At 65.0% G+C, this 24,560-nt stretch carries 21 protein-coding genes; 11 read left to right on the top strand and 10 right to left on the bottom strand.

What is annotated here, in order from left to right:
• Positions 1-71 precede the first annotated feature (71 nt).
• Together ACFOMF_RS11070 and ACFOMF_RS11065 are read left to right on the top strand one after the other, a co-directional pair.
• Positions 72-1,478: an adenosylmethionine--8-amino-7-oxononanoate transaminase gene (locus ACFOMF_RS11070; protein WP_386364741.1), complete on the top strand. Its 1,407-nt coding sequence runs from the start codon at positions 72-74 to the stop codon at positions 1,476-1,478.
• An 83-nt stretch (positions 1,479-1,561) separates the two neighbouring features.
• Entirely contained in the window at positions 1,562-2,281 is a 720-nt protein-coding gene (locus tag ACFOMF_RS11065) for a 16S rRNA (uracil(1498)-N(3))-methyltransferase (protein ID WP_386364739.1), read from the top strand.
• A gap of 43 nt (positions 2,282-2,324) precedes the next feature.
• Here ACFOMF_RS11065 and ACFOMF_RS11060 read toward each other — a convergent pair whose 3' ends face one another.
• From ACFOMF_RS11060 to pilG, 8 genes are all read right to left on the bottom strand, one after another.
• Positions 2,325-2,795 (bottom strand): chemotaxis protein CheW, encoded by a 471-nt coding sequence (locus ACFOMF_RS11060; RefSeq protein WP_386364737.1) that lies wholly within the window; start codon positions 2,793-2,795, stop codon positions 2,325-2,327.
• Positions 2,792-3,844, bottom strand: coding sequence for a chemotaxis protein CheB (locus ACFOMF_RS11055; protein ID WP_386364735.1), 1,053 nt, complete (start codon positions 3,842-3,844; stop codon positions 2,792-2,794). Before ACFOMF_RS11055 ends, ACFOMF_RS11060 begins: the two co-directional genes overlap by 4 nt.
• Complete coding sequence (locus ACFOMF_RS11050) at positions 3,837-10,268, bottom strand: Hpt domain-containing protein (RefSeq protein ID WP_386365816.1); 6,432 nt, start codon at positions 10,266-10,268, stop codon at positions 3,837-3,839. The genes ACFOMF_RS11055 and ACFOMF_RS11050 overlap by 8 nt, the downstream gene beginning before the upstream one ends.
• Before the next feature lie 11 nt (positions 10,269-10,279).
• Entirely contained in the window at positions 10,280-11,149 is an 870-nt protein-coding gene (locus tag ACFOMF_RS11045; protein ID WP_386364733.1) for a CheR family methyltransferase, read from the bottom strand.
• Positions 11,150-11,205: 56 nt separating this feature from the next.
• Positions 11,206-13,257, bottom strand: a complete 2,052-nt coding sequence (locus ACFOMF_RS11040; protein ID WP_386364731.1) for a methyl-accepting chemotaxis protein — start codon at positions 13,255-13,257, stop codon at positions 11,206-11,208.
• A gap of 69 nt (positions 13,258-13,326) precedes the next feature.
• Positions 13,327-13,863 carry a chemotaxis protein CheW gene (locus tag ACFOMF_RS11035; RefSeq protein ID WP_386364729.1) on the bottom strand — a complete coding sequence of 179 codons (537 nt, stop codon included), beginning with the start codon at positions 13,861-13,863 and terminating at the stop codon, positions 13,327-13,329.
• Between the two features lie 20 nt (positions 13,864-13,883).
• Entirely contained in the window at positions 13,884-14,249 is a 366-nt protein-coding gene (gene pilH, locus ACFOMF_RS11030; protein ID WP_386364727.1) for a twitching motility response regulator PilH, read from the bottom strand.
• Positions 14,250-14,291: 42 nt separating this feature from the next.
• The gene (gene pilG / locus ACFOMF_RS11025; protein ID WP_386364725.1) at positions 14,292-14,699 is read right to left on the bottom strand and encodes a twitching motility response regulator PilG; all 408 of its coding nucleotides are present in this window, start codon (positions 14,697-14,699) and stop codon (positions 14,292-14,294) included.
• A 236-nt stretch (positions 14,700-14,935) separates the two neighbouring features.
• On the opposite strand from pilG, the gene gshB reads away from it, so the two are divergent.
• The 7 genes from gshB (at position 14,936) to ACFOMF_RS10990 (ending at position 20,792) form a co-directional block, all read left to right on the top strand.
• Positions 14,936-15,886, top strand: coding sequence for a glutathione synthase (gene gshB, locus ACFOMF_RS11020; RefSeq protein ID WP_386364723.1), 951 nt, complete (start codon positions 14,936-14,938; stop codon positions 15,884-15,886).
• Positions 15,887-16,040: 154 nt separating this feature from the next.
• Entirely contained in the window at positions 16,041-16,937 is an 897-nt protein-coding gene (locus ACFOMF_RS11015) for an energy transducer TonB (protein ID WP_386364721.1), read from the top strand.
• Positions 16,938-16,987: 50 nt separating this feature from the next.
• Complete coding sequence (locus ACFOMF_RS11010) at positions 16,988-17,557, top strand: YqgE/AlgH family protein (RefSeq protein WP_386364720.1); 570 nt, start codon at positions 16,988-16,990, stop codon at positions 17,555-17,557.
• On the top strand, positions 17,554-17,979 hold the full coding sequence (gene ruvX, locus ACFOMF_RS11005) for a Holliday junction resolvase RuvX (protein WP_386364717.1): 426 nt from the start codon (positions 17,554-17,556) through the stop codon (positions 17,977-17,979). Before ACFOMF_RS11010 ends, ruvX begins: the two co-directional genes overlap by 4 nt.
• Positions 17,980-17,989: 10 nt before the next feature.
• Positions 17,990-18,499 (top strand): bifunctional pyr operon transcriptional regulator/uracil phosphoribosyltransferase PyrR, encoded by a 510-nt coding sequence (pyrR, locus tag ACFOMF_RS11000; protein ID WP_386364715.1) that lies wholly within the window; start codon positions 17,990-17,992, stop codon positions 18,497-18,499.
• An 11-nt stretch (positions 18,500-18,510) separates the two neighbouring features.
• Positions 18,511-19,521 carry an aspartate carbamoyltransferase catalytic subunit gene (locus ACFOMF_RS10995; RefSeq protein WP_386364713.1) on the top strand — a complete coding sequence of 337 codons (1,011 nt, stop codon included), beginning with the start codon at positions 18,511-18,513 and terminating at the stop codon, positions 19,519-19,521.
• Positions 19,518-20,792, top strand: a complete 1,275-nt coding sequence (locus tag ACFOMF_RS10990; RefSeq protein ID WP_386365815.1) for a dihydroorotase — start codon at positions 19,518-19,520, stop codon at positions 20,790-20,792. The genes ACFOMF_RS10995 and ACFOMF_RS10990 overlap by 4 nt, the downstream gene beginning before the upstream one ends.
• A gap of 35 nt (positions 20,793-20,827) precedes the next feature.
• Here ACFOMF_RS10990 and ACFOMF_RS10985 read toward each other — a convergent pair whose 3' ends face one another.
• Positions 20,828-21,235 carry an NINE protein gene (locus tag ACFOMF_RS10985; protein WP_386364711.1) on the bottom strand — a complete coding sequence of 136 codons (408 nt, stop codon included), beginning with the start codon at positions 21,233-21,235 and terminating at the stop codon, positions 20,828-20,830.
• Positions 21,236-21,339: 104 nt separating this feature from the next.
• On the opposite strand from ACFOMF_RS10985, the gene ACFOMF_RS10980 reads away from it, so the two are divergent.
• Positions 21,340-22,554 carry a putative DNA modification/repair radical SAM protein gene (locus ACFOMF_RS10980; protein WP_386364709.1) on the top strand — a complete coding sequence of 405 codons (1,215 nt, stop codon included), beginning with the start codon at positions 21,340-21,342 and terminating at the stop codon, positions 22,552-22,554.
• On the top strand, positions 22,554-23,447 hold the full coding sequence (locus tag ACFOMF_RS10975) for a TIGR03915 family putative DNA repair protein (RefSeq protein WP_386364707.1): 894 nt from the start codon (positions 22,554-22,556) through the stop codon (positions 23,445-23,447). The genes ACFOMF_RS10980 and ACFOMF_RS10975 overlap by 1 nt, the downstream gene beginning before the upstream one ends.
• Here the strand turns inward: ACFOMF_RS10975 and ACFOMF_RS10970 are convergent.
• A complete protein-coding gene (locus tag ACFOMF_RS10970) occupies positions 23,401-24,546 on the bottom strand; it encodes a PilT/PilU family type 4a pilus ATPase (RefSeq protein ID WP_386364705.1) in 1,146 nt (381 codons plus the stop codon). The two genes, ACFOMF_RS10975 and ACFOMF_RS10970, sit on opposite strands and share 47 nt — an antisense overlap.
• Positions 24,547-24,560: the final 14 nt, after the last annotated feature.

Below are 24,560 nucleotides of genomic sequence, written 5' to 3'. Positions count from 1 at the left end.
CAGCCGATCGGATTCGGGTCAGCGGTGTGTCCGTCTGCTAGTCTGTCCCGCTGTTGAAAAGGAGCTGCGCCATGAGCCAAAACCAAGCCTGGATGCAACGCGATCTGGATGTTCTCTGGCATCCCTGTACCCAGATGAAGGACCACGAGCAGCTGCCGCTGGTCCCGATCCGTCGCGCCGAAGGTGTCTGGCTGGAGGATTTCGATGGCAAGCGCTACCTCGATGCGGTCAGCTCCTGGTGGGTCAACGTGTTCGGCCATGCCAACCCGCGGATCAATGCCCGCGTGCGCGAGCAGCTCGACAGCCTCGAGCACGTGATGCTGGCCGGCTTCAGCCATGCCCCGGTGATCGAACTGTCCGAACGCCTGGTGCAGCTCACCCCGCCCGGACTGGAGCGAGTGTTCTATGCCGACAACGGCTCGGCCGGCATAGAAGTGTCATTGAAGATGAGTTTTCACTACTGGCGCAACTGCGGCAGGCCGGAAAAGAAGCGCTTCGTCACCCTGAGCAACAGCTACCACGGCGAGACCATGGCAGCCATGGCCGTCGGCGACGTCGCGCTCTTCACCGAAACCTACAAGCCGCTGCTGATGGATACCTTCAAGGTTCCGAGTCCCGACTGCTACTACCGCGCCGAAGGGGTGAGCTGGGCCGAGCATTCGCGGCAGATGTTCAGCTACATGGAGCAGTGCCTTGCGGCGCATCATGGAGAAATTTCCGCGGTGATCGTGGAGCCCTTGATCCAGGGCGCCGGCGGCATGCGCATGTACGATCCGGTGTACCTGACGCTGTTGCGCGAAGCCTGCGATCGCTACTCGGTTCATCTGATCCTTGACGAGATCGCCGTCGGTTTCGGCCGCACCGGCACCCTGTTCGCCTGCGAGCAGGCCGGGATCACGCCGGACTTCCTGGTACTGTCCAAGGCGCTGACCGGCGGCTACCTGCCCATGGCCGCGGTGCTCACCACCGATCGTGTCTACCAGGCGTTCTACGACGACTACACCTCGCTGCGCGCCTTTCTCCACTCACACACCTACACCGGCAACCCGCTGGCCTGCGCCGCGGCGCTGGCGACCCTCGACATCTTCGAAACCGACGATGTCATCGAGTCCAACCGGCAACTGGCGGTACACATGGGCCGCGCCTGCGCGCACCTGGCCGAGCATCCACATGTGGCCGAGGTTCGGCAGACCGGCATGGCGCTGGCCATCGAGATGGTGCAGGACAAACAGGGCAAGGTCGCCTACCCCTGGCAGGAGCGACGCGGGCTGAGCGTCTACCGCCACGCACTCGATCGCGGGGCCCTGTTGCGCCCGCTGGGTAGCGTGGTCTATCTGCTGCCTCCCTATGTCATCACCCCCGAGGAAATCAGTTTTCTCGCCGAGGTGGCCACCGAAGGCATCGACCTGGCGACCCGGCAGACCCTGAGCGTCAGTGTGCCAGCCAGCGCGCCCTTGCATTTTCGCGACCCGGGCTGAGCTCGCCAGAGCAGGCCCTGGCTGGACAGAGGCTGCTGCCCTCGGCACCATCCCCGGGCCTTTCACCACCGGTAGCTCCAGCCATGCGCCTGTCCCGTCTGTTCATCGATGCCCCCCTAGCCCTCGGCGAGCTCAGCCTGCCGGAGCCGCAAGCGCATTACCTTGCCCGGGTTCTGCGTCTGAACGCCGGTGCCCCCCTGCAATGCTTTGACGGCAGCGGCCGGGAATTTCGCGGGGAGGTGGTCGAGGTGGGCAAGAAGCAGGTCAGGGCGGTCCTGGTCGAAGCGTTCGCCGGCTTGCCCGAGTCACCGCTGAAGATCCATCTGGGCCAGGGTCTGTCCCGCGGCGAGCGCATGGACTGGGCGATCCAGAAGGCCACTGAGCTGGGGGTCACACAGATCACACCGTTGTTCAGCGAGCGCTGCGAGGTGCGCCTGAAGGATGAGCGAGGCGAAAAGCGGCTCGCCCACTGGCGCCAGGTGGCCATCAGCGCCTGCGAACAATGCGGACGCTCGGTGCTGCCGGAGATTCACCCTCCGCAGGTCCTGGGCGAATGGCAGCGGCAGGTGGAGGCCGATCTCAAGCTCGTGCTGCACCCGGTTGCCGAGCCCCTGAGCGGGCAGCCCAGGCCCACCCGGCTGGCTTTTCTCATAGGCCCCGAAGGAGGGCTTTCCGAAGCCGAAGTGCAGCAGGCGGTGGCAGCAGGCTTCAGTCCTGCACGGCTTGGCCCGCGTGTATTGCGTACCGAAACTGCGCCCGTGGTTGCGCTGAGTGTGGCGCAGCAGCTCTGGGGAGATTTCTGACCGTCCGGACTGAGTCCGTGGTCGGCCCCAGGTGCGTCCGCCTCTATAGCAGACCCGCTTGTGCCAGCTTCTCCTCGAGGCCGACCAGATCTGGAATCCGCGCCTCGATCTCGCCCACCTGCACTGCGTCGAGCTCCAGCGGATGCAACGCACCAGTCGAACGCGCCAGGTCGGTATCCAGGCGGACCGAACGCGGAATACCCTGCACCAGCAAGGCGATGAACTTGACCTGCGCACGCCCGCCGAGGGCATTGAGCACCGCGATGCGCGGTGCAGCGCCAAGCACAGGCCGCCCGCCACAGACTGCCTCGAACGACAGCAGGGGCAGGCGCAGCTCACGCCAGGCCACCTGGCCAAGCACCCAGCCTGGCATGCCCTCGAAGGGCGTGGGCGCGCGGTAAGGGATCAGCTCCGCGACCACCACGTTGGGCAAAAGCAGGTTGCGGTCGGCCAACGGCAGAAGCAATCCGGTGAGGCTGTCCGCGGCTTCGCGTCGTACGCGGCTCTGGCTCATGGTTCGTTCTCCAGCAGGGAAACGCCGGTTTCCGCCTGTTCGGCGAACAGGTCGACCAGCGCCTGGGCGAGTTCACGCGGCGCCGCGCTCAGACTGCTGTAGCCGCCTTCGCGCAGGCTGTCGGACATGCTCGAGCAGACGCAGCTGTCGGCCCTCTGGGTCCAAATGATCCCGCCCTGGCGCCGGACATAGGCGGCTGCGGCGCTGCCATCGCTGCCCATGCCGCTGAAGGCGATGACACCGCAGCGGGCGCCGAAGCGCTGGGCAAGGTTGAGCATCAGCTGGTCCACCGAAGGGCTGTAGGGTTCTGGCCAGGGCCGGCCGGTCAGCACCATCAGGTCCCGCTCGGCAAAATCCAGCTCCTGGGTGATGGGTGCTACCACGACTTCACCACAGCGCACCGCCTCGCCGGGCCGGGCTAGGCCGACCTGCCACTGGCTGTGCCGTCCAACCGCCTGCGGCAGGCGCTCCTCGAAAGCTGCGTCGATATGCTGGGCATAGACGAAACCCACCGGCAGGCCGGCCGGTAGCGCATCGAGAAAGGCCTTCACCGCCTCGGGACCGCCCATCGAGGCCGCCAGCAGCCAGACCCGCGGCGCCGGCTCGCCCTGCGCCCGGGGCGCCTCTGCCAGGGCGAGCGGCAACGCCAGGCGGGTCGGCGCCGACTGGTCGCCGAGCAGTACATCAAGGCTCGGCCCCACCGCCTGGGCGGGATCCCCGACCAGGCGCTTGACCTTGCCGATCAGCCGCCGCTCCCAGCGCGGGTAATGCTCCGAATGCCGCTCGGGCGCATGTCCTTCGCCGAAAAGCACCGGAACCCCGGTGTGTTCCAGCAGGGCATCGACGACCGGCAACTCTTCGGTGTGGGCCAGCTCCACCAGCCAGAGGTCGGTGGCGCAATCGGCCAGGTCGCCTTCCTCCAACCGGGATGGATCGCTGTTGAAGACCACGGTGTAACCGTTCGCGCCGAGCGCTTGCTGCAGCACATGGCGCTGCAGAGAGGTGTCGGCAATAACCGCAATGCGGGCAACAGAGGTATGTTCAGTCATGTTTTTCAGCGACCAGCCGGTGGATGGCCTCGAGCAGCACGCTTTCCTGGTAGGGCTTGCCGAGGTATTCGTTGACACCCAGACCCATCGCCCGCTCGCGGTGCTTTTCGCCGGTGCGGGAGGTGATCATGATGATCGGCAGGTCCTTCAGGCGCTCGTCGTGCCTTACCAGGGTCGCCACCTCGAAGCCGTCCATGCGCGGCATCTCGATGTCGAGCAGCATGATATCGGGACGATGCTCCTGGAGCTGGCTGATCGCATCGGCGCCGTCCTTGGCGGTCAGCACGTTCATTCCCTGGCGCTCCAGCAGGCGACCGGTCACCTTGCGCACCGTGACCGAGTCGTCGACCACCATCACCAGGGTCGGCCGCTCGCCTTCGGCCTCGTCATCGGCGTCGTCGCCATCCAGCCAATGGCGGTCGGTGAGTACCTGCCGCGCCTGCTGGGCACGGATGGTCGCCACCAGATCGAGAATGACCACCACCCGGCCGTCACCGAGGATGGTCGCACCGGAAATCCCGGGAACGGCCGCAAATTGCGGCCCGAGCCCCTTGACCACGATTTCACGCGAGCCGGCCAGGCTGTCCACCTGAACGGCAATGCTGTACTCGCCGGAGCGCAGCAGGACCACCGGCAGCGGCAGGGTCTGACCCACCAGTTTGGGCTGTTGCCCTGTCCCCAGCAGGTCACCGAGATAACGCAGCTCATAAGCGCGATCGGCATATTCGAAGCGCGGCGCACCGGGCTGGTAGAGCGTCTGTAGCCGCTGCGGCGAGATCCGCACGATGCCTTCGATGGTGCTCAAGGGAATGGCATAGAGGTCTTCCCCGGCATTCACCATCAGTGCCCGGTTAACCGAAACGGTAAACGGCAGGCGAATCAGGAAACGCGTGCCCTGGCCCAGGCGCGACTCGATGGACATCGAGCCGCCGAGCTGCTTGACCTCGGAATTCACCACGTCGAGCCCGACGCCGCGTCCGGAAATCTGCGTGACCTTTTTCGCGGTGGAAAAGCCTGCCGCGAGAATGAACTGCAGGACCTCCTCGTCGGCCAGCGCCCGATCGGCCGGCAGCAGGCAGCGCTCGCGGGCCTTGCGGCGGACCGCTTCCAGGTCGATGCCACCGCCATCGTCGGAGAGGCTGAGAAGGATGTCAGCGCCTTCGCGCTGCAGATCCAGGCGGATCGAGCCTTGCTCCGGCTTGCCGGCTCCCCGGCGCTGTTCCCGCGACTCGATCCCGTGATCGACTGCATTGCGCAACATGTGTTCGAGCGGCGCGATGATGCGCTCCAGCACGCTGCGATCCATCTCGCCCTCGGCGTTCCCGGCGACAAATTCCACCTGTTTGCCCAGCTCGGCGGACACCTGCCGCACGAGACGGCGCAGACGCGGCACGACCCGGTCGAAGGGAACCATGCGGGTGCGCATGAGGCCCTCCTGCAACTCGGTGTTGACCCTCGCCTGCTGCAGCAGCAGGGTTTCCGCGTCGCGACTGCGCGCCGCCAGGGTTTCCTTCAGGTCCAGGAGGTCCGATGCCGATTCGAACAAGGCGCGCGACAACTGCTGCAACTGGGAATGGCGGTCCATTTCCAGCGGATCGAAGTCCTCGTAGCCTGCCCGCTCACCCTCGGCGTGGTAGCGGCTGAGGATCTGCGCCTGGGTTTCGGTGTCCAGTCGGCGCAACTGGTCGCGAACCCGCTCGATGGTGGCGTCCATTTCACTGAGGGTGAAACTGAAATCGCTGACCTGCTGCTCGACCCGACCACGGAAGATCGATGTTTCCCCCGCCAGGTTGACCAGCCCTTCGAGCAGGTCCGCGGGCACCCGGACCATTTCCTGCGGCGCGCGACTCGCCGCCGCCTGCTCGGCAGCCTGTTGAGCGAGCCGTACGAAGGGCAATACCTTGGCCACCTGGGCCTGAACCTCCTGGGCAGGCGCCATGAGCGGCTGCAAGCCTGCCGCCGCATCTGCCTCTGCACCCGCAGTTGCCTCCGGAGCCTGGGCCTGAGCCTGGGCCGTACCGGCGTCAGTCGAGTCAGGCTCGACCGCAGCCGACCTTCTGCTGACGGGCTCCTGCGCCTGCTCAAGCTGTACTGGGGCGGTCGGTTCTCGCTCGACCGTCGTCGCCAGCGCGGACTCGCCACCGCTGCGAAACGCACGGATTGCCAGCAGCTCGGCATGACCATCCGGCACGGCCTGTCGCAGCCGCAGGCAATCGAGCATGTCGATCAGGCGATCGTGGCTGGCCTGCAGCAGGCCACACAGTGCCGAGCCGGGCGGGTGCTGCCGGTTGTACAGCCCCTCGTAGACGAATTCGAGCTCGTGGGCGAGATCGCCGATGGCCGTGATTTCGGCCATGCGCGCGCCGCCCTTGAGCGTGTGCAGGTCACGCTGAAGCGAGTGCAGTTCGCCCAGAACCTCAGGTGCCTCTATCCAGCGCTGCAAAGCCTGGCCGGCACTGTCGAGGATGTCGAAGGCCTCCTCCAGGAAAACCTCGACGAGCTCCTGGTCTCCCTCATCTTTCTGCTGGGGCCCGGACACTGCGTCCTGGACTGCCGCCGCCGGCTCGGCCGGTTCGGCTTCGTCGACACGGAAGAAATCCGGAACCGGGACGGCCTGCGCTGCCGGGACCGCGACGGTACCCCGGCGATAGGCCTCGATCGCCGTTACGAGACTGCGGTCCTGGCCGGGCATCCGCCCTGCCTGCAGTGATTCGATCTGGGCTGCCAGACGATCGTGCGCTTGCTGCAACAGCAGGTTCAGGTCGGCCGAGCCGGCGTAGCGGCCGTCAAGCAAGCCTTCGTAAAGGAATTCGAGTTCGTGGGCGAGGTCGCCCACCGACACGATCCCTGCCATGCGCGCGCCGCCCTTGAGGGTGTGAAGATCGCGTTGCAGTGATGCGAGAGGCGATTTCTCCTCGGGTTCGCCGAGCCAGTACTCAAGGCTCTGGCCTGCGGATTCCAACAGGTCGACCGCCTCTTCGAGGAAGATCTCGACCATCTCCTGATCGAGGTCCGCGGCTTCGGCTTCTGCACCTGCACCTGCACCTGCACCTGCGGGCGACTCCGCCGGCAGCACAAGTAGTTCCAGCAACTCTTCCGCTGGCGCTGGCGTTTGCGCGTGGAAGTCCTCCAGGCGACGCAGCAGTTCCTCCTGGACACTGGCCTGCAGGCCGGCTGCGACCTCGTCCATCATGCCAGCCAAGGCCTCATGCCCCGCCTCGGCCAGGTCGAGGAACTGCGCACCTGGCCGAACCCCGCGTTCGCCCACGGCGGCATAGTGCTGCTGCAGGGCATGGCACAGCGACTCGATCTGCGGCAGCTCGGCGACCTGTGCGCCGCGTTCCAGCGAGGCCAGCTCACCCACCAGATCGGTCAACTCGGCGGCTTCGGCCGGCCGCTGGCGCCAGCGCTGCAGCACGTCCTCGACATCCAGGGAGCTATTCATCGCCGCCATGAGAAAGCGCGACACCCGGCCGACCTCACGCTGCTGATCCCCTGTCGAGCGTGGCTCGGCGCTCAGCTCCCCCAGGCGGGACAGGTGCAGCGCCTGAATCCTTGCCTTGAGTTCCTCGGCCAGGGTTTTCGGCAACAACGGCTGGACATCGAGGCGCTCGAGAGCCTGACGCAACAGGCTGGCCGCGTCGCGCAGCAGCTCCACATCGATCAGGTCGAAACGAATCAGGTTGTTCTTGTATTCCTTGGCCAGTTTTTCGAGCGGGGTGACGATCTCGGCGATCGGCAGGATGCCCGCCATGTGCGCGCTGCCCTTGAGCGTGTGCAAGGCTCGCTGCAGGCCATCGCTGACCGGCTGTGGCAACTGTTGGTCGCACTGCGCGAGGAAGGCGTCGACCGCATCGAGGTGGGCCTCGGCCTCATTGCGGAAGATCTCTACGAGCTGGGGATCCAGCGCCTCAACAACTGGCCGGCCGTGTGGCTGCCGGGTCTCGGAATCCTGCCCATCTGCCTGCTGAAGCTCCAGCGCTACCGCCCTGTCTGGCTCGAACTCGACCGGAAGTTCCGCCCCTGGCACATCTGACGGGCTGCTGGGCGTCTCGCCGGCCAGTGCGATCGTCTCGCCCCGCGCCAGGGCGTGGGCCGCCTCGGCGAGGGCGTCGACATCGGCGCGCTGGCACTGCTGGCGAGCGGCGAATTCGTCCACCAGCGATGACAACAGATCCACCACGCGCTGCAGCAGTACCCGCAAGGGCTCGTTGGGCTGGACGCTCTTGTCCAGAACCCTATTGAGCAGATTCTCCACCGACCAGGAGAGTTCGCCGATAATCAGCGCACGCACCATGCGGCCACTACCCTTGAGGGTATGGAAGGCTCGCCGCACCTCGGTAAGCGCCTCGCCATCGCCAGGCTCGGCGAACCAGGCGGGGAGGTACTCGTTGATCGTCTCGAGGACCTCACCGGCCTCTTCGATGAAGACTTCCAGCAACTCCTCGTCCACAGGCTCCTCGCCACCGGGAGGCGGAAGGATCGCGGGCGGGGTCGAAATCGCCGGGGGATTGATCGCCGGCTCAGACACAGCCAGTACAGCGGCCAGAACGAGCTCGGCTTCGGCTTCGGCTTCGGCTTCGGTATGGTGAGGCGACGCGGCCGCGATAGCCAGCTCGGCCAGTTCTGGACTCGGCACCTCCACGGGCGCCATGGCACCCTCGGCCTCGATGGTCGCAGACGCCGCCAGCGGCGCTTCAGACAGACTGCCGGTCGCCATCATGGCGGGGCCGAACGCGGCCAGGCCGTAGCCCAGCGCAGCCAGGCTTTCTTCAGCCACGTCGAGAATGTGGTCACCCTGGCTGGAACGGTCGTCGTTCAGGCGCTCCAGGTAGTACTCGACGCTGGTAATGGCATCGGCGAGGGTGTCCAGATTCTGCCAACTGGGTATTGCGCGACGCGCCAGTATCTCTTCGAGTATGTATCGCTGCGAGGCGTCCAGCAGGGCAGCGGCGCGCTCAAGCGGGATCATCCCCAGCCCGCCGCGGGCTTGCCCAAGCAGACCCGGCACCTTTTCCAGATGCTCATGGTTCCATTGCGAGGCGATGAACTCGATGATCGCGTCCTTGGCGTCACTCAGGGCACTGCGTGCCTCTTTCACCACCAACTGGTGGATCTGCCCCACGTCGGTGGTGGGCAGCCGGTTTTCCGCGCCGCCCTCTTCGCTGCCCGGCCCGCCGGCCATCCCGGCAAGCGTCGCCTCGACATAGAGCAGGGCGCCGGCGATATCCATCAGAATCGCGTCGCCGACCTCGCGCTGGCCGCTGGCCAGCGCCTGGACCAACGCGTACTGATCCAGGATGATCTTGCGCGGCTGACCGAAACTGAGAATCGCCAGGGTATCGCTGATCTGCTTCAACGGCTGCTGCAGGGCAGCCAGTTCGGACAGGCTCTGGCGATCGCCGCGCACGAACAGATCGAGGCTGTCCTTGACGCGCACGAGCTCCTCGCAGAGTACCCCGACCACCGAACGCAGGGTCTCGCGGTCGGGACCTGCGAGCTGAGCCCGCTGTTCGTTTACCGCACTGCTGTCGAACAGGGCGTCGTCCAGGCGATAGCGCTCCTTGAGGGCCCCCAATCTGGGCGTGGCAGCAGGCGCCTTGGCTACGTAGAAGAGCAGGTTGCGCACAAGCCCGTCCGGGGGCCTGCGGTTGAAGCCCTCCACCCCCAGCTCACTGAGCAGCTTGAGTTCCCTGTCCACCTCCCGGAGAAGATTGCGCACCGAGCTGCTGAGCGTCACGCAACCGTCGATCATGCCCTCCACCAGACCTGCCGAGGCGGCCCAGAGCAACCCCAGAGGCGCGTTCTGCGACAGATTCTCCAGGCGATTGAATACTTTGGACATGTAGCCGAGATTGACCGCCACCTCCTGATTGCGGATGACCGCGACCAGCGCGACCTGCAGCATCTGGCGCATTTTTCGCAGCAGCGTCGGTAGCTCGCCTGCCTCTAGCCGGAGCAGGGCATCCGCCGCCAGTGGCAGGGGTAGATCACCCAGGTCCGGCGTGAACAGACTGGTTTCCGAGAGCAACCTTTCCCCACGTACGGCGCGCAGGTCGTTGAGCAAGGGCATGACGATCAGCGGCAGATCTCGGCGCGCGGCCTGGATATGGTCGAGATAGAGCGGCAGCTGCAGGATGGCCTGCATCAGCAGTTCCAGCGCCTCGCTGCGGTTGGCCACGCGCTCATCCAGCAGAGCCCGGGCCAGCCGCTCGATTTCCTCGGCCAGCAGTGCCGCACCGTAGAACTCGACCATCTGCAGGGTGCCGTGGACTTGGTGGGCATAGGTCAGGCAGAAGCGCATGCGCGTCACATCCTGCGGGTTGTCCACATAGGCTTCGAGCGCCTGGCGCGCCTGTGTCAGTGTCTCGGCAATTTCGCCTTTCACCCATTCCAGGGCGACATAATCATGCCGATCACCCATAGCGACTCCGCTCATTGTTTCTTCCGGGTAAAGGCCAGGACCTGATCGTCCGCCACTGGCAGCATCGTCTCATGCTGCCAGTCGACCGCCTCGCCGACGCCTATGACCAGCAACCCGCCCGGCGCAAGCCGCTCGGCCAGATGGTTGAGGATTTCGTGACGGCGCCAGCGGTGGAAATAGATCAACAGGTTCTGACAAAAAATGACGTCCATGCCAGCCATTGGCGCCTTCGCCAGGTCCAGCACGTTCAGACGCGCAAAGCAGAGCCGCTCGGCCAGGCTGTCGACTACTTGCAGTCGGCCGTCGGCCTGCGGATTGAAATAGGTTTCCAGCATCGACGGCTCGACCTGAGTCAGGCGCGATGGCGGGTATAGCCCTTTGCGCGCGCGGCTCAGGGCACTGAGACTGATGTCGGTTGCGGTCACACCGAAGCGTGGCTCCTGCCCCCGTGCCCGCAGCAGGCTATCGGCCTGCATCGCCAGCGAATATGCCTCCTCGCCCGTGGCGCAGCCGACGCTCCAGAGCGACCAGGGGCGCGGTACGCCCTGATCCTGCTCGAGCCGGTCCTCCAGATAGCGTGCCAGCCGCGCGAATGACGATGAATGACGAAAGCAGCGGGTCTCCTGCACGGTCAGGCGATCCAGCAGGGTCACCCACTCGACCGCCCCCCGCGGCCCTTCGGTGACCTGTCGGTAATAGCTGGCGTAGTCCTCGATACCCAGCTCACGCATACGCGCCGTGAGATTGGTGAGCAGGAAGCTACGCCGCTGCGGCGACACGACGATGCCAGTGCGCCGCTCGAGCAGCTCCTGCCAGTCGTTGAAGTCCGCGGATGACATGTCGGCCAGGGGTTTGATCGCCCAGGCATCGCGTGTGTGCATGCCAAGCCCCTTTCGCATGAGTCACAGGCGGCAGCGCTTGGGCTGCCGCCGCCAAGTCAGGCCTGGTCCTGGCTGTTGGGAAGGGCGAAACCCGAAACCGAGCGACGCATGTCGGTAGCCAGCTTCGCCAGGTTCCCGATGCTTCGGGCGGTCGCTGTGGTGCCGGCCGAGGTCTGCGAGGTGATTTCCTGGATGACGTTCATGGTGTTGGAGATGTGACCGGCTGACGACGCCTGCTGGCGCGCCGCATTGGAGATGTTCTGGATCAACGCTGCCAGGGTACGCGAGACCTTTTCGATGTCTTCGAGCGCCACGCCCGCGTCCTGCGCCAGGCGCGCTCCGCGTACCACCTCCGAAGTGGTCTGCTCCATGGAGAAGACCGCCTCGTTGGTGTCGTTCTGAATCGCCTTGACCAGCGACTCGATCTGCTTGGTTGCTGCGGAAGAGCGCTCAGCGAGACGCTGAACCTCGTCGGCGACCACCGCGAAGCCGCGGCCGGCGTCTCCGGCCATGGAAGCCTGGATCGCCGCATTCAGTGCGAGAATGTTGGTCTGGTCAGCAATGTCATTGATCAGGCTGACGATGTCGCCGATCTCCTGGGAAGATTCGCCGAGACGCTTGATCCGCTTGGACGTGTCCTGGATCTGCTCACGGATGTTGTCCATGCCGGTAATGGTGTTGTGCACCACTTCGTTGCCCTTGTTGGCGATCGCTACCGACCGCTCGGCTACCGCGGAAGATTCCGAGGCGTTGGCCGACACCTGGTCAATGGAGACCGCCATTTCGTTGATCGCCGCGGAAGCTCCGGCGATTTCCTGGGCCTGGTGCTCGGACGCCTCGGCGAGATGCATCGCGGTCGCCTGGCTTTCCTGTGCCGCGCCTGCCACCTGCACAGCGGTCTGGTTGATCGTCTGTACCAGGTCTCGCAGTTGGTCGATGGAGTAGTTGATCGAGTCGGCGATGGCACCGGTGAAGTCTTCGGTCACGGTGGCGGTCACGGTCAGGTCGCCGTCGGCGAGGTCGGCGATCTCGTCGAGCAGACGAAGGATCGCGGCCTGGTTCCGCTCGTTCTTCTCGGCGGTCTCCTGCAAGCGGCGCCGAGCTTCGCGAACGAACACCAGACCAATGAGGATCACCGAGCCCAGCGCCAGGGCACCCAGGGCATAGCCGGCAATCACGTTCAGGTTACGACCCTGGGCACGGGCTTCGAAACCCTGGTTGAGGGCCGAAGTGCTCTGCAGCAGCGCGTCCGAAACGCCAAAGATCGCATTGGCCGACTCCCGGACCCGCAGTAGTTCGGCCGAAGTCCCGAGGATCTCGTCCACTGACTCGGACACGAAGCGGAACAACCGGCCCACTTCTTCGAGCCGCGCGCGGGCTTCGGCGTTCACGACCCGGGCGATACCCATGGATTCGCTGCCTTCGTTCATCGCCAGGGCGACCCGCCCGAACTGCTGGGCATCACGGCCGAACATGTCCGCAGCCTGAAGTGCGTCATGGTCACCGGCCAGGACACGGTTGACCGAGGCAAGAATACGCTCGGCCAGCAGCGACTGACGCTGAGCCACGGCGACCTGGCTACCCGGTGCGCCGCTCTCGACGAGGATGTCGACGATCTCTTCGTACTCGAGCTGCAGTTGCGGCACGGTTTCGGCCATGGTTTCTGCCAGGGCCTGCAGCGAAAGCAGCGCGGCCTGGTTGGCGAGGATGGATTCGGCATTGGTACGCAGCACGTCCCAGTTCCGCTGCACCGCGTCCAGCTGTGGGCGCAGCGATTCCGGCGCGGCGGGCAGGCCGATGGCCGGGTTGCCGTTGAGGATTGCGTTCCAGCGCGTCTGGAACTCGCCGCGCGCAGCGCTCAGGGCTGCGAAGGCGCCCTGGGTACCACCAGCGGCCTCGACTGCGTTCGAAGCGATCTGCTGGGAAATCACCCGCAGCTCGCCGGCGTTGGCAATGTACTCGTTGTCGTAGTTCGTCTGAGTACTGATGTAGGCGAAGTTCGCGAACAGGAGCACCATCGAGGCAATAAGGGTGATGAACAGCACGGCGACGAGCGAGTTGCTCTTCATCCCCGCCAAAAGCGCATTTGCATCCAGCTTCTTATTCATAACCGGCCCCCGCCTGGACCTTATAACTATCCATCGAACTACAAACCGGCCAGCAGGCCGGCCACCAGATCAGATCGCTACGCCGAGAAACCCGGAGTGCTTGGCCAGCGCGTGTGGGCTGAACACCAGCCAGGGCCGCTCACGCTGGAAAACGCCGTGCAGAAACGGCCGGATCGCCCCCTCCACATGGGGGAGCAACTCCGAAAACGCCTCTACCGGAAAATGTTGCATGCCGAACACCTCGTCCACCGTCAGCCCGGCGAACACTTCCTGGTGGTCCACCACCAGGACGCGCCGCTGCTTACGCAGCGGTGACAGCTCCAACCCGAAATATCCGCAGAGGTCGATGACCGGCAGCAGGCGCCCCCGCACGTTGGAAACACCCTTGACCCAGGTCTTCACGCCCGGCAGCTGGGTGTATCGCGGTTCATGCAGGACCTCGCCGACCTCCCCCATCGGCGCGACATAGCAACGCCCGCCCATGCGAAACCCGATACCGGACCAGGTCTGCACCGTTTCCTGCTGCGAGGGCAAGCCCACCGCCAGAGAGCGACAGCGGCTGTCGATTGCGAGCAGCCGCTGGAAAGGCGTCGATGTGTCGGACATACAGCTCCCTTGCCGGCCCGTCAGCCTGCCAGTACGGACCCCAGCGTCTTCAGCAGGGTCACTTCGTCGACCGGCTTGGTCAGGTAATCCTTCGCGCCCTGGCGCTTGCCCCAGACCTTGTCGGTTTCCTGATCCTTCGTGGTCACGATGATCACCGGAATATGGCTGGTATCTGCATCCTTGGTCAGCTGGCGCGTCGCCTGAAAGCCGTTAAGGCCCGGCATGACGATATCCATGAGCACCGCATCGGGCTTTTCCTGGCGAGCCAGGGCAACGCCGTCCGCCCCGTTCTCGGCTTTCAATACCTGATGGCCATGCTTTTCAAGCATGGCGCTCAGCTTGTACATCTCCGTCGGAGAGTCATCAACAATCAGAACGCGAGCCATTTTTTCTCCGCTTTAGCGCATCACCGGCGACCGGCCTAAACTTCAGGATACGGGCTCGACCGGCGCAAAATCCGGTACATGAGCCTTGATGGCGCCGAGCAACTCTTCCTTGCTGAACGGCTTGGTAAGGTATTGATCCGAACCGACGATACGTCCCTTGGCCTTGTCGAAAAGACCGTCCTTGGACGAGAGCATGATCACCGGCGTGGATTTGAATGCGCTGTTGTTCTTGATCAGCGCGCAGGTCTGATAGCCGTCGAGTCGCGGCATCATGATGTCGACAAAGATGATTCGGGGATGGGTATCGGCGATCTTGGCCAGCGCATCGAAGCCGTCCACAGCCGTCACCACGTCACAACCTACCTTCTTCAACAGTGTTTCCGCGGTGCGACGAATCGTTTTCGAGTCATCGATCACCATGACTTTCAAGCCTTGGGAGTGCTGTTCCATTTCGCCCTGCCATCGCCTCGGTGAGTAGTACTTCTTGATCGCTATCACAGTGCGCCAAAGGCCCGCCGCTAGTGGGCTACACTCAAATGCGAGGCCTTTGTAGCACACTCTCATGATGCAGGCTATCTACCCTGAAACGGCCTGTAATTTTCCTTGACCGAGCGCAAAGCCAGCGCCAATCTTCGGCAACTTTTTCATTTTCGGCGGACATCCGGACCGCCTCAGGGAGGCCTTCCATGACCGTTCGCGTCGGGGTCATCATGGACCCAATCGCACAAATCTCTTTCAAGAAGGACAGCACGCTCGCCATGCTGCTGGCCGCTCAGGAGAAGGGCTGGTCCGTCCATTACATGGAGCAGCGCGACCTCTATCAACTCGGCGGTGAAGTGCGTGCCCGCATGCGCCAGCTGGAGGTCTTCAACGACCCTGCGCGCTGGTTCGAGCTGGGCACCGAGATCGATGGCGCCCTGAGCGAGCTGGACGTCATCCTCATGCGCAAGGACCCCCCATTCAACAGCGAGTACATCTACGCCACCTACCTGCTTGAACTGGCCGAGCAGGCAGGAGTACTGGTGGTCAACCGGCCGCAAAGCCTGCGTGACTGCAACGAGAAACTGTTTGCCACCCGTTTCCCCGACTGCATGCCGCCTACCCTGGTGAGCCGCCGAGCCGATATCTTGCGCGACTTCGCCCTGGTCCATCGTGACGTCATTCTCAAACCTCTGGATGAAATGGGCGGTGCGTCGATTTTTCGCCATCGCGAGGGTGATCCCAACCTCTCGGTGATCCTGGAAACCCTGACCCTCCATGGCAGCCGGCAGATCATGGCGCAACGCTACGTGCCGGCGATCAGCGCCGGCGACAAGCGCATCCTGATGATCGATGGCGAGCCCGTGCCCTACTGTCTGGCGCGGATTCCTGCAGCCGGCGAAACCCGTGGAAACCTGGCTGCCGGCGGGCGCGGCGTGGCGCAACCGCTTTCCGAGCGCGACCGCGAGATCGCCGCGATCGTCGGCCCGGAACTGCGCCGGCGTGGCTTGCTGTTCGTCGGTCTCGACGTCATCGGCGACTACCTCACCGAGATCAACGTGACCAGCCCGACCTGCATCCGCGAGATCGACAATGCCTTCGGCACCGGCATCGGCGAGCGCCTCATGCAGGCCATCGAGGCACGACTCCAGCGCTAGGGCTTCAGGGTGCGGCGGCAGGCCCCAGCGCCCGCTGCCGCCTCGATAGTTCCCAGGTGATCTCGTCGGTTTTCCTGCCGTACCGGACCTGATTCATGGACTTGCCCCTGGCGCTCGGGCAGACTTCGCCGCTGATCAGCCCACTCGATTTCGCATGAACGCAGCCCCTATCCCCTCTGCCGTCACACCTGCCGCCGTCAGCTCGGGGAGCCGGCTCGGTTTCACCCTGTTCATGGCCGCCGTGCTGCACCTGGTGGTGATCCTGGGCGTCGGCTTCACCTTCGAGCAGCCCGCCTCGGTCAGCCGCACCCTGGAAATCACGCTATCCACGTTCCGCAGCGAGGAAAAGCCGCGCGAAGCCGATTACCTGGCTCAGGACAACCAGCTGGGCAGCGGTCAGCTGGAAGAAAAGGCTTCACCGAAGACGACCGAACAGGCGCCTTTCCAGGACACCGAGGTACGTCGCGTCACGCCCGACGGCGCGCCGCCGCAGCGTACCGAGCCGGAGACGCCGCGCGCCGCGGTGACCACCCAGGCACGCCAGCCGCAACAGGCACCCAGTCGTACGGAGCAGGCGCCACCGACACCGCAGAGCCAACCCCAGCCATCGTTCGACAGCTCGCAGTTGAGCGCCGAAATCTCCAGCCTCGAGGCGGAGCTGGCCCAGGAGCGCGAACGCTACGCCAAGCGCCCACGAGTCAGCCGGCAGAACAGCGCAGCGACCATGCGCGATGTCAGCGCCTGGTACCGCGACGAGTGGCGCAAGAAAGTCGAGCGGATCGGCAACCTGAACTACCCCGACGAGGCCCGTCGCCAGCAGATTCATGGCAGCCTGCGGCTGCTGGTGAGTATCAAGAGTGACGGTACCGTCGCCGAGTTGCAGATCCTCGAATCCTCGGGCCACCCGGTGCTCGACGCCGCGGCGATGCGTATCGTGCGGCTAGCCTCGCCCTTCGCTCCTTTTACCGGCGAGCTGGCCAGTACTTTCGACCAGGTGGAGATCATCCGGACCTGGCGCTTCGAGCGCGGCGATCGCCTGTCGAGCCAGTGATCGGCGCGTGGCCTGTAGCCTGCAGGCGGCGCAGGCCTTAAGCTAGCCCGATGAAAAACACCGAGCCCCGCTATCTCAGGCACCACTTCCTGATCGCCATGCCGCAGATGGCTGATTCGAACTTCGCGCAGACGCTGATCTATCTCGTCGAGCACGGCGCAGAAGGCGCAATGGGCCTGATCGTCAACCGGCCGAGCGGTCTGAATCTGGCCGAGGTGCTCGAGCAATTGCGTCCGGATGACGAATATTCCCCCTTGTGCCGCAGCCTGCCGATTTTCTCCGGCGGCCCGGTTCACACCGACCGCGGCTTTGTCCTGCACCCCGCCGGCCCTTCTTTTCTCGCCACCCTGGAGCTCGGTGCGCTGAGCCTGTCCACTTCCCAGGACGTGCTGTTCTCCATCGCCGACGGCCTCGGCCCGGAACGCCACCTGATCGCCCTCGGCTACGCTGGCTGGGAAGCTGGCCAGCTCGATGCCGAACTGGCCGGGAATGCCTGGCTGACCTGCCCGGTGGACGAAGAAATCCTTTTCGAACTGCCCTACGACAGGCGTCTCGATGCGGCGGCCCGCTCGCTTGGCGTCGACCTCAGCCTGCTCAGCCCCCAGGCAGGGCATGCATGAGCAAGCCACGATTGCTGCTGGGGTTCGATTACGGTACTCGCCAGATCGGCGTGGCCGTGGGGCAGGCGGTCACGGGGCAGGCCCGCGAACTCTGCACCTTGAGGGCACAGAACGGCGTTCCCGACTGGTCCCGCCTGGAAGGTCTGCTGCGCGAATGGCAGCCCGACGCCCTGGTGGTGGGCCTGCCGCTGAACATGGACGGTACGGCCAGCGAGATGAGCGAGCGTGCGCAGAAATTCGCACGGCGCCTCGCCGGCCGCTTCAACCTGCCCGTGCACACCCAGGACGAGCGCCTGACTACCTACGAAGCCAAGGGCGAACGCATGCGCCAGGGCCAGCACGGCGGCTACCGGGAACGCCCGGTTGACGCGCTTGCCGCGGCCCTGCTGCTGGAAAGCTGGCTGGCTGAACATTCCTCCTGAGGAGCCCCGCATGACCCTGCCCAATCCCGAGCAACTGCTCCCCGACATGGCGAGGGCGCTCATTCGCCACCTCGATACCCGTGGCATCGCCGATGCGCGCTTCATCGGCATCCACACCGGCGGCGTATGGGTGGCGCAGGCGCTGCTTGCCACGCTCGAGCGTGACGATCCGCTGGGCATGCTCGACGTCTCGTTCTATCGCGACGACTTCACCCAGAATGGGCTACATCCCCAGGTGCGGCCTTCGGCTCTGCCGTTCGAGATCGAGGGCCAGCACCTGGTGCTTATCGACGACGTACTGATGAGCGGCCGAACCATACGCGCGGCCCTGAACGAGCTGTTCGATTATGGCCGTCCCGCCAGCGTGACCCTGGTCTGCCTGCTCGACCTGGACTCGCGGGAATTGCCCATCCGTCCTGACGTGGTCGGGGCGACCCTGTCGCTGGCAGCCGACGAGCGGGTAAAATTGCTGGGCCCTGCCCCCCTCGCCCTTGAACTCAAACACCTCACCCGCCAATGAGGCCCCTCGCGATGTCGCCGATCGACACCCAGCGTCCGCTGCAACTGAACGACCAAGGCCAGCTGCGCCATTTTCTTTCGCTCGACGGGCTGCCGCGAGCTCTGCTCACCGAGATTCTCGACACCGCCGACTCCTTTCTCGAAGTCGGCTCGCGCGCGGTGAAGAAGGTTCCGCTGCTGCGCGGCAAGACGGTGTGCAATGTATTCTTCGAGAACTCGACGCGCACCCGCACCACCTTCGAGCTGGCCGCGCAGCGGCTTTCCGCGGATGTCATCAGCCTGAACGTCTCGACATCCTCGACCAGCAAGGGCGAGACCCTGTTCGATACGCTGCGCAACCTGGAGGCAATGGCCGCCGACATGTTCGTGGTGCGCCACAGCGACTCCGGCGCGGCGCACTTCATCGCCGAGCATGTGTGCCCTGAGGTGGCGATCATCAATGGCGGCGACGGCCGCCATGCCCACCCCACCCAGGGCATGCTCGACATGCTGACCATTCGCCGTCACAAGGGGAATTTCGAGCAGCTTTCAGTGGCCATCGTTGGCGATATCCTGCACTCGCGGGTGGCGCGCTCGAACATGCTGGCGCTCAAGGGACTCGGTTGCCCCGACATCCGGGTCATCGCGCCCAGGACCCTCCTGCCGATCGGCCTGGAGCAATACGGGGTGCGGGTCTTCCATGACGCCAACGAAGGGCTCAAGGACGTCGACGTGGTGATCATGCTGCGTCTGCAGCGCGAGCGCATGCAGGGCGGACTGCTGCCCAGCCAGGGCGAGTTCTACCGCCTCTACGGACTCACCACCCAGCGTCTGGCGCTGGCCAAGCCGGACGCCATCGTCATGCACCCTGGCCCGATCAACCGGGGCGTGGAGATCGAGTCGGCGGTGGCCGACGGCAGCCAGTCGGTGATTCTCAATCAGGTCACCTACGGCATCGCCATCCGCATGGCGGTCATGTCCATGGCCATGAGCGGCCAGGCTACCCAGCGGCAGATCAATCAGGAAGTCGAGGAGCAGAACTGATGCGTACCCGAATCCTCGGTGGCCGGGTCATCGATCCCGCCAGCGGCCTGGACCAGTGCAGCGATCTATACCTGCAGGATGGACGCATTGTCGGCCTCGGCGAGGCACCCGCCGGGTTCGAGGCTGAGCAGAGCCTCGACGCGTCCGGGCTGGTGGTGGCACCAGGCCTGGTGGACCTGGCCGTGGCGCTGCGTGAACCGGGCTATACCCGCAAGGGCAATATCGCCAGCGAAACCCTGGCCGCCGCCGCCGGCGGCGTAACCAGCCTGTGCTGCCTGCCGTTTACCCGGCCGGTACTGGACACCCCGGCGGTGGTCGACCTGATCCTCGAGCGCGCCGAAGCCTGTGGCTACGCACGGGTACTTCCCATCGGCGCGCTGAGCAAGGGGCTCGAGGGCGAGCAACTGGCAGAGCTGGTGACCTTGCGCGACGCCGGCTGCGTGGCCTTCGGCAACGGACTGGTGCCGTTCGGTAGCAACCGCAACCTCAAGCGCGCGCTCGAATATGCCGCCACCTTCGACCTCAGGGTGATCCTGCACTCCCAGGACAGCGACCTGGCCGCTGGCGGCCTCGCCCACGATGGCGCCGCCGCGAGTTTCTGCGGCCTTGCCGGTATTCCAGAAAGCGCCGAAACCGTTGCCCTGGCGCGCCATCTTCTGCTCGCCGAGGAAGCCGGTACGCGGGTCCACTTCAGCCAGATCACCAGCGCCCGCGGTGCCGAAATGATCGCCGCAGCCCAGGCCCGCGGCCTGCCGGTCAGCGCCGACGTCGCCATGTACCAGCTCATCCTCACCGACGAGGCGCTGCACGGGTTTTCCAGTCTCTACCACGTGCAGCCACCGCTGCGCACCCGGGCCGACCGGGACGGTCTGCGCGAAGCCGTCAAGGCCGGAGTCATCTCGGCGATATCCAGTCACCACCAGCCCCACGAGGCCGACGCCAAGCTTGCGCCGTTCGGCGAGACCGAGCCCGGGATCAGCAGCGTGGAGATCCTTCTGCCCCTGGCCATGACCCTGGTAGAAGACGGCCTGCTCGACCTCCCCACCCTGCTGGCGCGCCTGACCTCGGGACCGGCCGCTGCGCTGGGACTTCCCGCTGGCCAACTGGCGGTCGGCGCGCCCGCCGACCTGGTCCTGTTCGACCCGGCGGCCTCCACCCTGGTCGGTGAGCGCTGGCTATCCCGGGGTCGCAACTGCCCCTTCCTCGACCACTGCCTGCCAGGTGCCGTGCGCCACACCCTGCTCGCCGGCCGCACCACCTACGCCGGCTGAGGAATCCGGGCGTCCTGGACAGGGCGCCCGAGTCCTCAACCCAGGCGCTGGACGTTGCGCTCGGAAAGCTGGTTGTTCAGCGTCCAGAAATCATAGAGCACGCCCAAAAAGAACAGCCCGCCGGTAAACAGGTAGAGGATCCCGGTGATCCACTTGCCCTGGTACATCCGATGCACCCCGAATACGCCGAGAAAGGTGAGCAGAATCCAGGCGATGTTGTAGTCGATCGGTCCGGAAAAGAAGCGCTCGTCAGCTTCCCGGTTCATTGCCGGAATCAGGAACAGATCGATGATCCAGCCAATGAACAGCAGACCCAGGGTGAAAAACCAGATCGTGCCCGTGATCGGCTTGCCGTAGTAGAAACGGTGAGCACCGAGAAAGCCGAAAATCCACAACAGGTAACCCATGATCTTGCTGTGTGTGTCCTGGGTCTGCAGTTGCATAGCGAATCCTTCTGAGGGTGACGGGCGACAGTCGGTTCCGACTTTGACTTGTCAGCGGCGGCAAGGATCCTGATACTGTAGATATATACAGTACGAGAAACTCGATGCAGCTCGCCGACAAGCTCATGGTGCTGGCCGATGCCGCCAAGTATGACGCCTCCTGCGCCAGCAGTGGTGCGCCGCGCCGCAGTTCCCGTGGCCGCAGCGGTCTGGGCGCCACCAATGGCACCGGCATCTGCCATAGTTTCACCCCCGACGGCCGCTGCATATCGCTACTCAAGGTGCTGCTGACCAATTTCTGCCTGTACGACTGCCAGTACTGCATCAACCGCCGCAGCAGCAGCGTACCGAGGGCCCGCTTCCTGCCGGAAGAGGTCGTCACCCTTACACTGGACTTCTATCGGCGAAACCTGATCAGTGGCCTGTTTCTCAGCTCCGGGATCATCCGCTCGGCGGACTACACCATGGAGCAACTGGTGCAGGTGGCGCGCCTGCTGCGCGAAACCCATGAATTTCGCGGCTATATCCACCTCAAGACCATTCCCGATGCTGATCCGGGATTGATCGCCCTGGCCGGCCGCTACGCCGACCGTCTCAGCGTCAACGTCGAGCTTCCTACCGAAGCCGGGCTTGGCCGCCTCGCTCCGGAAAAGGACGGACGCAGCATCCGCCAGGCCATGCGGCAGATCCACCTCGGCGGGAAGGAAGCCGCCGCCGAAACCCGGGCGCCGCGTTTCGCCCCGGCTGGACAAAGCACCCAGATGATCGTCGGCGCCGACGACGCCAGCGACCGCATCATTCTCACCAGCGCCGAGCAGCTGTACCGAGGCTATGGGCTCAAGCGCGTCTATTACTCGGCGTTCAGCCCGATCCCGGGCAGCCCTGATTCAGTACCCTTGCAACCCCCTCCGCTGCTGCGCGAGCACCGCCTGTACCAGGCCGACTTCCTGATGCGAGGCTATGGCTTCGAAGCGTCCGAGCTTCTCGGCGAGACCCACGAGCTGGCCTTGGACATCGACCCGAAACTGGGCTGGGCCCTGCGCAACCGCGATCAGTTCCCGGTCGACCTCAATCGCGCCGAGCCCAGGCTGATCGCCCGGGTGCCAGGCATTGGCGTACGCAACGCCAAGCGCCTCACCGAGCTGCGTCGGCTGCGGCAAATTCGCTACGATGATCTGGTTCGCCTGCGCTGCTCGATGGACAAGCTCAAGCCCTTCGTGGTGGTTCAGGACTATCGCCCGCGCACGTTGGACGGGGCCGAGTCGAGTCGTCTGCACCTGCGCCTGCGAGAACCCTCCGGGCAGCTGGGGCTGTGGTGATGCGGCGGATAAGGGTCGACGGTCACTTCGATGCCTGGCGGGACCAGGCGCGCCTGCTGCTGGCCGAGCGGGTGCCACCCGAGGCGCTATGCTGGCAGTCCAGGGAGGACGCCGACGATATCTTTGCCGGCCTGGCCAGCAGTGTGGCACAGACGTCACCCGCCGCCGGGATCCGGCTGCCGCGCGCAGTGCTGGCGCGGTTGCAGGAGGCGGCACGCTACCGCGCCGAGGACCGCTGGGCCTTTCTCTACCGGGTGCTCTGGCGCTATCTGGAAGGTGATCACAGCGTGTTGCTGCCCGGCGACGTCGACGGCTCGCGGCTTGAGCAGCGCATTCGCAACGTACGCCGCGAAGCGCACCAGATGCAGGCTTTCGTGCGTTTCGAGCGGCGCGCGTGGCCCGACGGCAGCGAGCAGTACGTCGCCTGGTACGAGCCTCGTCATGACGTGCTGGACCTGCTCGGCGAGCACATGAGCGCCCGCCTCGGCCGCACCTCCTGGCTGATCGCCACGCCCGACGCCGGGTTGCGCGGCGTAGGCGGCGCCTGGGACTATCGCGCGCCATGCCCGGAGCCCTGGCGCGCGCTGGCGCAGGACAAATCTTTACCCGAGCCCAGCGGTGACCTGTGGCTGGCCTATTACGCAAGCACCTTCAATCCTGCGCGGGTCAACGAAAAGCTGCTGGCCAGCCACCTGCCGCGCCAGCTCTGGCGCCATCTGCCGGAGGGCGTGTTGATCGGCGGCCTGATCCGTCAGGCTCGATTGGGAGGGCAGCGCGACGGACAGAGCGCCGCAGTGGGCGCCAGACCCGGACGCACCATACCGGCAGCGCCTCCGGGCAAAGGCTCTAGCGGAAGTGCCGGCCGTTGTCGGTGTCCGAGGCTTCCAGGCTGAGCTGATCGGCAATGCCGGAGAGGTGCTCGCCGTCGGTTTCCGAGCCCAGCTTGATCATCAGGCGCAGGTCGTTGGCCGAGTCGGCATGGGCCAGAGCATCCTCGTAAGTGATCTCGCCCTGGTTGTAGAGGTTGTACAGCGCCATGTCGAAGGTCTGCATGCCATGTTCGGCCGAGCGCTTCATCAGGCCCTTGAGCTCATGGACTTCGCCCTTGCGGATGAGATCGGCGACGAGCGGGGTGTTGATCAGCACTTCGATCACCCCGCGCCGACCCTTGCCATCGGGCGTCGGCACCAGCTGCTGCGCGACGATCGCCTTGAGGTTGAGTGACAGGTCCATCCAAACCTGATTCTGCCGGTCGGCCGGAAAGAAATTGATGATCCGGTCCAGCGCCTGGTTGGCGTTGTTGGCATGTAGGGTGGCAAGGCACAGATGGCCGGTCTCGGCAAAGGCGACGGCGTAGTCCATGGTTTCGCGGGCCCGAACCTCGCCGATCATGATCACATCGGGGGCCTGACGCAGGGTATTCTTCAGCGCCACCTCGAAGGACTCGGTATCGAGGCCGACCTCGCGCTGGGTGACGATGCAGCTCTGGTGCTGGTGGAGGAACTCGATGGGGTCTTCGATGGTGATGATGTGGCCGCTGGTGTTGCGGTTGCGATAACCGATCATCGCCGCCAGGGAGGTCGACTTGCCGGTGCCGGTGGCGCCGACGAACAGCACGAGGCCGCGCTTGGTCAGTGAAAGCGCCTTGAGCACCTCGGGCAGCTTGAGCTCCTCGAGGGTCGGGATACTGGTCTCGATCCGCCGCAGGACCATGCCCACCAGGTTGCGCTGGTAGAAGGCGCTGACCCGGAAGCGGCCGATACCGCGCGCACTGATGGCGAAGTTGCACTCGTGATGTTCGGCGAATTCCCGCCGCTGCTGCTCACTCATGATGCCCAGCACGGTCTCACGGGTCATTTCCGGCGACATCGAGGTCTTGCTGACAGGCAGCACCGTGCCGTTCACCTTCATCGAGGGCGGCACGCCGGCGGTGATGAACAGGTCGGACCCGCCCTTTTCCACCATCAGGCGCAGCAGTTTTTCAAATTCCATGCGATGCTCTCACC

Origin of the sequence: Stutzerimonas tarimensis (assembly GCF_042648805.1) — a bacterium.
GTDB classification, from domain to species: domain Bacteria; phylum Pseudomonadota; class Gammaproteobacteria; order Pseudomonadales; family Pseudomonadaceae; genus Azomonas; species Azomonas tarimensis.
This window is presented reverse-complemented; position numbering and strand designations above follow the sequence as displayed.

What these genes read in the sequence shown, in the direction of transcription:
- ACFOMF_RS11065 (WP_386364739.1), top strand. Translation starts at nt 1,562, where the DNA reads ATGCGCCTGTCCCGTCTGTTCATCGATGCCCCCCTAGCCCTCGGCGAG.
- ACFOMF_RS11060 (WP_386364737.1), bottom strand. Translation starts at nt 2,795, where the DNA reads ATGAGCCAGAGCCGCGTACGACGCGAAGCCGCGGACAGCCTCACCGGA.
- ACFOMF_RS11045 (WP_386364733.1), bottom strand. Translation starts at nt 11,149, where the DNA reads ATGCACACACGCGATGCCTGGGCGATCAAACCCCTGGCCGACATGTCA.
- ACFOMF_RS11010 (WP_386364720.1), top strand. Translation starts at nt 16,988, where the DNA reads ATGAAAAACACCGAGCCCCGCTATCTCAGGCACCACTTCCTGATCGCC.
- ACFOMF_RS11015 (WP_386364721.1), top strand. Translation starts at nt 16,041, where the DNA reads ATGAACGCAGCCCCTATCCCCTCTGCCGTCACACCTGCCGCCGTCAGC.
- gshB (WP_386364723.1), top strand. Translation starts at nt 14,936, where the DNA reads ATGACCGTTCGCGTCGGGGTCATCATGGACCCAATCGCACAAATCTCT.
- pilG (WP_386364725.1), bottom strand. Translation starts at nt 14,699, where the DNA reads ATGGAACAGCACTCCCAAGGCTTGAAAGTCATGGTGATCGATGACTCG.
- ACFOMF_RS11055 (WP_386364735.1), bottom strand. Translation starts at nt 3,844, where the DNA reads ATGACTGAACATACCTCTGTTGCCCGCATTGCGGTTATTGCCGACACC.
- ACFOMF_RS11040 (WP_386364731.1), bottom strand. Translation starts at nt 13,257, where the DNA reads ATGAATAAGAAGCTGGATGCAAATGCGCTTTTGGCGGGGATGAAGAGC.
- ACFOMF_RS10975 (WP_386364707.1), top strand. Translation starts at nt 22,554, where the DNA reads ATGCGGCGGATAAGGGTCGACGGTCACTTCGATGCCTGGCGGGACCAG.
- ACFOMF_RS10995 (WP_386364713.1), top strand. Translation starts at nt 18,511, where the DNA reads ATGTCGCCGATCGACACCCAGCGTCCGCTGCAACTGAACGACCAAGGC.
- ruvX (WP_386364717.1), top strand. Translation starts at nt 17,554, where the DNA reads ATGAGCAAGCCACGATTGCTGCTGGGGTTCGATTACGGTACTCGCCAG.
- ACFOMF_RS11035 (WP_386364729.1), bottom strand. Translation starts at nt 13,863, where the DNA reads ATGTCCGACACATCGACGCCTTTCCAGCGGCTGCTCGCAATCGACAGC.
- pilH (WP_386364727.1), bottom strand. Translation starts at nt 14,249, where the DNA reads ATGGCTCGCGTTCTGATTGTTGATGACTCTCCGACGGAGATGTACAAG.
- ACFOMF_RS10985 (WP_386364711.1), bottom strand. Translation starts at nt 21,235, where the DNA reads ATGCAACTGCAGACCCAGGACACACACAGCAAGATCATGGGTTACCTG.
- ACFOMF_RS11050 (WP_386365816.1), bottom strand. Translation starts at nt 10,268, where the DNA reads ATGGGTGATCGGCATGATTATGTCGCCCTGGAATGGGTGAAAGGCGAA.
- ACFOMF_RS10970 (WP_386364705.1), bottom strand. Translation starts at nt 24,546, where the DNA reads ATGGAATTTGAAAAACTGCTGCGCCTGATGGTGGAAAAGGGCGGGTCC.
- ACFOMF_RS11070 (WP_386364741.1), top strand. Translation starts at nt 72, where the DNA reads ATGAGCCAAAACCAAGCCTGGATGCAACGCGATCTGGATGTTCTCTGG.
- ACFOMF_RS10980 (WP_386364709.1), top strand. Translation starts at nt 21,340, where the DNA reads ATGCAGCTCGCCGACAAGCTCATGGTGCTGGCCGATGCCGCCAAGTAT.
- pyrR (WP_386364715.1), top strand. Translation starts at nt 17,990, where the DNA reads ATGACCCTGCCCAATCCCGAGCAACTGCTCCCCGACATGGCGAGGGCG.